The organism is Meiothermus rufus DSM 22234 (assembly GCF_000423425.1).
GTDB lineage: Bacteria > Deinococcota > Deinococci > Deinococcales > Thermaceae > Meiothermus > Meiothermus rufus.
The window spans coordinates 1-6,284 of the sequence record NZ_AUHY01000097.1 but is presented as its reverse complement, the minus strand read 5'-3'; the positions used below and the strand labels follow the sequence as shown (position 1 = coordinate 6,284).

3 protein-coding genes and 2 pseudogenes are annotated in these 6,284 nt (G+C 59.5%); all 5 read left to right on the top strand.

The genetic code is table 11. The annotated features are described in order from the left end of the window. A pseudogene (locus G552_RS0113180) lies at window positions 1–325 on the top strand (IS701 family transposase); the annotation flags it as partial. Window positions 326–451: 126 nt separating this feature from the next. Further along, window positions 452–2,296: pseudogene (locus G552_RS16100) on the top strand (heme o synthase). Window positions 2,297–2,391: 95 nt separating this feature from the next. Continuing rightward, window positions 2,392–3,459 carry a cytochrome c oxidase subunit II gene (gene coxB / locus G552_RS0113165; RefSeq protein WP_027883432.1) on the top strand — a complete coding sequence of 356 codons (1,068 nt, stop codon included), beginning with the start codon at window positions 2,392–2,394 and terminating at the stop codon, window positions 3,457–3,459. A gap of 18 nt (window positions 3,460–3,477) precedes the next feature. After that, the gene (locus G552_RS0113160; protein WP_027883431.1) at window positions 3,478–5,931 is read left to right on the top strand and encodes a cbb3-type cytochrome c oxidase subunit I; all 2,454 of its coding nucleotides are present in this window, start codon (window positions 3,478–3,480) and stop codon (window positions 5,929–5,931) included. A 131-nt stretch (window positions 5,932–6,062) separates the two neighbouring features. Then, the coding region (locus G552_RS15590) for a helix-turn-helix domain-containing protein (RefSeq protein ID WP_211224809.1) at window positions 6,063–6,284 on the top strand (222 nt) is incomplete at its 3' end.

Genomic DNA, 6,284 nt, shown 5'->3' with positions numbered 1-6,284 from the left:
CTCCAAGGACGGGGAGGCGGAGTACTGGGCCACGAACCATCTGGGGATGAGCGAAGAGAAGCGGGCGGAGTTAGAGCGGCAAGGATGGGGGATCGAAGTGTACCATCGGGGGCTCAAGCAGTGCTGTGGGGTGGAGCGGGCCCAGGTGAGGAAGGCGGTCTCCATCCTGCGGCACCTCCTCCTGGCTTTGCGGGCCTTCCTCCGGCTGGAGGTCTACCGGCTGCGCAGGGGGGTGAGCTGGTACGAGGCCAAGGCGTCCATTGTTCGCGAGGCAATACGAAGTTATCTCGCCCATCCCCTCCACATCCTTCAGCCAACTGCGTAAGTCCTATTGATGTAGTCTATAATGCCCTCTTTACGGCTTCCTAGGGCTTAGGGACAAATGTCCTAATAGAGTATTCAGGCCCCATCTGGCAGAATGGGGCCGTTACCCCGAAGGGGGATGGTCGATATGGTCAACCGACGCTTTACCTTCTATGCCTGGGGTGTGGTGGTCTTCACCCTGGTGGTCATCCTGTGGGGGGATGTGGTCCAGGCCACCGGCTCGGGGGATGGTTGCGGTGCCCACTGGCCCACCTGCAATGGCGAGGCACTGCCTGTCTTTCAAGAACGGAAAACCTTCATTGAGTTCTTCCATCGGGTCACTAGCGGCCTGTCCCTGCTGCTCACCATAGGGCTTTTGCTCTGGGCCCGTCGGGCCTTCCCCAAAGGGCATCTGGCCCGGCTAGGCGCGGGGCTTTCCCTGTTCTTCATGTTCACCGAAAGCCTGGTAGGGGCCGGCCTGGTGCTATTCCGGCTGGTGGGCGAGGATGCCAGCCTGGCTCGAGCCGTAGTGGCCCCTATCCACCTGATGAACACCCTGTTCCTGATAGGTTCGCTAGCCCTTACCGCCTGGTGGTCGAGCCATCCTCACCAACGCCCGCTCTGGCGAGGGCAAGGCGGGGTGGGGTGGGCCTTGCTTCTGGGCTTTGTGGGCCTCCTAACCGTGGCGGCCTCGGGGGCCTTGACCTCGCTGGGCGATGCCTTGTTCCCAGTGCGCAATACCCTAGAGGCTATGGGTCGGGCGCTTACCCCGGGGGAGCATTTTTTGGTACAACTCCGCATCTACCACCCCTTTATCGCGGTCTTGGTGGGCGTATATGTGGTTTTAGTGGCCAATCTGGTGGCGGCCCTTAGGCCTGCTGCCCACACCCGGCTGTTCGCCCGGCTAGCCGGAGTAATTTTCATCTTGCAGCTAGGAATGGGCTACCTCAATGTGCTACAGGCCGCTCCTTTGTACACGCAATTGCCCCACCTTCTGCTCTCTGACTTGGTCTGGATCACCTGGCTGCTGCTTACCGTCTCGGCCCTAAGCCAGGGATACCACCCTCGAGCCAAGGCGGTTTCTGTGGTGGAGGCTAGGTAAACTGATATGGTGATGTCTGTGGCCAACTCCGAACGCGCAACCTGGCGCGACTACTGGCTTTTGACCAAACCCAGGGTGATCAGCCTGCTGCTCTTCACCACCCTGATGGCCATGTTCATCGCTGCGCGGGGCTGGCCGGGTCTGGGCTTGTTCTTGGTGGTCTTGGTGGGGGGCTACATGGCCGCGGGGGCGGCCAACGCCTTCAATATGGTTATCGATCGCGACATCGACCGCCGGATGAAGCGCACCGCCCTGCGCCCTACTGCTACCGACCGGATCGGCACCCGCGAGGCCGCGCTTTTTGCGACCACCCTGATGGTGCTGTCCTTTCTTTTGCTGTGGTGGGGCGCCAACCTAACCACCGCGCTTCTGGCCATGGCTGGCCTGGGGTGGTACGTGCTCATCTACACTCTCTACATGAAGCGCCGTTTTTGGAGCAACATTGTGATCGGGGGAGCTGCTGGAGCTTTTCCGCCTTTGGTGGGCTGGGCCGCGGTCACTGGTGAGGTGAGCTTGTTTGCTTGGTATCTGTTTCTAATCGTCTTCTTCTGGACACCGGTGCACTTCTGGGCTCTCTCCCTCATGATTAAAGATGACTACGCTGCGGTCGGGGTACCCATGCTACCGGTGGTGCGTGGCGAGCGGGAAACCGCCTACCAAATATGGCTATACGCCATCCTGACTACAGTAATCACCCTCATACCTGTACTGATGGGCGAGCTGCGCGGGTTCTATCTGGCCGCTGCCCTAGGGCTCAACACCTTGCTGCTCATACGCAGCCTGCGGCTATACCAGACCCTGGAACGAAGCTGGACGCTGTCGCTGTACAAATACTCCATGTTATATCTGGCATTGCTTTTCGTCGCGATGGCGATAGACCGGGCTCTCTAACATACCTTGATTGGGTATACTTTACGGGAATCGTGCCTAGGCTAGACTCACTCCAACTAAACAGGTTTACAATGCGCTAAAGGGAGGATATGGGAATGTGGTGGCGAAGTGTGGCTCTGATACTTTTGCTGATGCTGGGCCTGGCTTGGGCCGCTGAACCAGGGCAGGCAGGGGGGCATACCCTAAACATCCTGGATGGGGAAGCCTCGGCCTTTAACCGCGAGGTTCGGGGGCTTCTGGTCTGGGTCATGGGGTTTGCCGCTTTGGTCTTCGTGGTGGTGATGGGCGCCCTGACCTACGTCACCATTAAGTTTCGCCGCACGGGAAAGGAAACCGGCGAGCCCCCGCAAACCCACGGCAACGACCGCCTCGAGGTACTCTGGACCATCATCCCCACGGTCATTGTGCTGACCATCTTCGGCCTTACCGCCCGCAGCATGTTCCGGCTGGAGCAGCCCCAGCCCGGGGCCATGGTAGTAGAGGTGCGGGGCTGGCAGTTCTGGTGGGACTTCCACTACAAAGAGTACGGGGTACGCGACTCCAACCAGCTCATTCTCCCGGTGGGCCGGCCCGTAACCTTTGAGGTCACTGGGGGTGACGGCAGCAACTACGACGTTATCCACTCCTTCCGCATCGCTAGCCTAGTGGGCACCCGCGATGCCATTCCTGGGGTCGTCACCCGTATCACGGTTACCCCGGAAAAAGAGGGCAACTACTACGGGCAGTGCGTGGAGTTGTGCGGGGCCTCCCACGCCAACATGCGCTTTAGGGTGAAGGTGGTCTCGCAGGAAGAGTTTGACCGCTGGATAGCCGAGGCCAAAACCTACCAGGCCAGCGCTCCCACCGATCCCACACTGCAACGGGGCGAGGAGCTTTTTAAGCAGCAGTGCGCCGCCTGTCACGGCCTCAAGGGGGTGGCGCAAGGGCTGCCCAACAACCCCGATCTGACCCTTTTTGGTAACCGCACCACCGTGGGTGCAGGAATGTGGCCCAACACCCCGGAGTACCTCGAGGCCTGGATCAAAAACTCCCCAGGCATGAAGCCGGGCGTGAAGATGCCGGCCTTCCTCCACCTTTCCGACCAGGATGTAAAGGCCATCGCCGCGTACCTGTTGAGCCATAAGATAGAAGGCTTTGACTTCGACAAACTGGAGAAGTTCTAACGGGGGGTTTGAGTAAATATGGCGGTAGCAACTACACAAAGCGCTTCCCGTATGGGGTTCTGGGCCACGGTCTGGGACCTGTTGACCACCAGCGACCACAAGAAAATCGGGATGATCTACCTGGTCACCTCCTTCCTGGCCTTCGGCTTTTCCGGCCTGATGGCGGTGGCCATTCGTTGGCAGTTGGCCGGCCCTGAGCAGCAGTTCCTGGTAGGCCAGACCTACAACCAGGTTCTCACCCTGCACGGGGCCACCATGCTCTTCTTCTTTATCATCCCAGCAGGATTGTCGGGCTTCGGCAACTTCATTCTGCCCCTCATGCTGGGCGAGCGGGACGTGGCCCTACCCCGCATCAACGCCTTCGCCGCCTGGCTGTTCGTTTTCTCAGCTCTGCTGATCTATGCCTCGTTGTTCTTCGGTGGGGCTCCAGACGTAGGCTGGACCTTTTACTATCCCTTTTCCCGTACTACGGGCATCGGCACCGACTTCTTCATGATGGGGGTGCTACTCTTGGGTCTATCCAGCCTGCTGGGGTCGGCTAACTTTGCTGCCACGGTCTATAACCTGCGGGCCAAAGGCATGGGTCTGTGGAAGATGCCCATCTTCGTCTGGGGGATCTTCGCCACCTCCATGCTTTCGCTCTTCGCCCTGGCCGGCATCACTGCGGCTAGCCTGACCGTGCTGCTCTCGCGCAAGCTGGGGCTTTCCCTCTTCGACCCCACCATCGGAGGCGACCCGGTACTCTTCCAGCAGTTCTTCTGGTTCTACTCCCACCCGGCGGTCTACATTATGCTGCTGCCCTATTTGGGCATCGCCGCTGAGGTGGCCTCGACTTTCGCGCGTAAGCCGGTCTTTGGCTACCGATTCATGGTTTTTGCCTTGGTGGGCATTGCAGTGGTGGGCTTCTTGGTCTGGGCTCACCACATGTTCACCGTAGGGGAGAGCCTGCTGTTCCAGATGGTCTTTGTGTTCTTCACTGTGCTGGTGGCGGTACCCACCGGGGTGAAGATATTCAACCTGCTAGGCACACTCTGGGGTGGGCAGCTCGACTTTAAGACCCCGCTGCTCTTTGTAATGGGCTTCATGTTCAACTTCCTACTGGGCGGCATCACCGGGGTGATGCTGGCCGTGGTGCCCTTCGACTACCATGTGCAGGACAGCTACTTTGTGGTAGCCCACTTCCACAACGTGTTGATGGCTGGTTCAGGCTTCCTGGCCTTCGCTGGGTTGTATTACTGGTGGCCTAAGATCACCGGGCGCATGTACCCCGAATTCTGGGGAAAAGTGCACTTCTGGCTCTTCCTGGTGGGCTACCTGCTGGCCTTTATGCCCCAGTACGTGCTGGGCTTCCTAGGGATGCCCCGCCGCTACTACACCTACCCCGACGGGCTCTACCTGTGGAACGAGCTGAACTTCACCTCCACAGTAGGGGCGGTGACCCTAGCCTTGGGAGGCATTGCCTGGCTGGTCGCCATGTTTGAGAGCTTCCGTCAGAACGTAAAAGCCCCTGACAACCCCTGGGGAGGGTACACCCTCGAGTGGGCCACTTCCTCCCCTCCCCCGGCCTACAACTTCGCAGTACAGTTCCCCACCGTCTTCAAATCGGAACGCCCCCTATACGACTGGGCCAAGGAAGGCCTTAAACCCACCCCGGTGGACCCGGCCAGCATCCACCTTCCCGCGCCCACTATCTGGCCCTTCATGACCGCACTGGGCCTGCTAATCGCGGGTATAGGGGCTTCTCTAGCCCCCGATCTGGGCAATGCCCCGGTGGGCGGCATCGCGGGCTGGGGCGGCTGGCTGGCCGTGGGCCTGGTGGTCTTCTTCTACAGCCTATTCAAATGGGCCTTGCGCAAGGAATACGACCACCCGGTGGAGCATCACACCGTAACCGGCAAATCCAACGCCTGGGTGGGCATGGCCTGGTTCATCGTCTCGGAAATCGCTTTGTTCGGGATTCTGATCGCAGGTTACTTCTACCTGCGTCTGACCGGGGCTGCGGTACCTCCAGAGGAACACCGTCCGGCGCTGTGGCTGGCCCTTCTTAACACCTTCTTCCTGGTAGCCAGCTCCTTCACGGTGCACTACGCCCACCACGACCTGCGCCACCATAAACTCTCCCCCTTTAAGCTGGGTATGCTGATCAGCATCCTGCTGGGAGTGGTGTTCTTCTTGTTCCAGATGTGGGAGTTCGCCATCGCTTCGGGGCACTATGTGGAAGCTCTCAACGCCGCTGGTCAGTCGGTAGAGGCCCAGAAAGCCGCTTTGTGGTTCACGGTTTTCTTCCTGATTGTAGGGCTGCACGGGGCCCACGTGCTGATCGGAGGAACGGGCCTGGCCCTGACCTATGCCCAGGCCTTGGCCGGCAAAATCGACCACCACGAGCAGGGCACCCTCGAGGGCTCGAGCATGTACTGGCACCTGGTAGATGCGGTCTGGCTGTTCATCGTGACCATCTTCTACATCTGGTAAGCCACCCCTTTTAGATGGGTCGGTGTTTCTGCCGGCCCATCGCCTTTTTTGCTATGAACCCGGACAAACACATGTGAGACTCTAAGCTGGGATAAAAAGAGGGGAACCAACCAAGAAAGGAGGTTCCCCAGGTGCAGTTTACCACCGTTGGCCGAGAGATATGGCAAGGCGCTAGACAAGCACAGAGGCTGGCCGAGGCCAAAGCAGGCGACCCAGAGGTCAAGGAACGTCTGCGCAAGCTCCGACTGGTCAAAGCCCTGCGTGAAAGTAAAAAGAGCTGGAAGGAGATCCAGGACCTGGTCGGGATCAGCCGGGCCACCTACCACCGCTGGAAAAAAGCCCTAAAAGAAAAG

What these genes read in the sequence shown, in the direction of transcription:
- coxB (WP_027883432.1), top strand. Translation starts at nt 2,392, where the DNA reads ATGTGGTGGCGAAGTGTGGCTCTGATACTTTTGCTGATGCTGGGCCTG.
- G552_RS0113160 (WP_027883431.1), top strand. Translation starts at nt 3,478, where the DNA reads ATGGCGGTAGCAACTACACAAAGCGCTTCCCGTATGGGGTTCTGGGCC.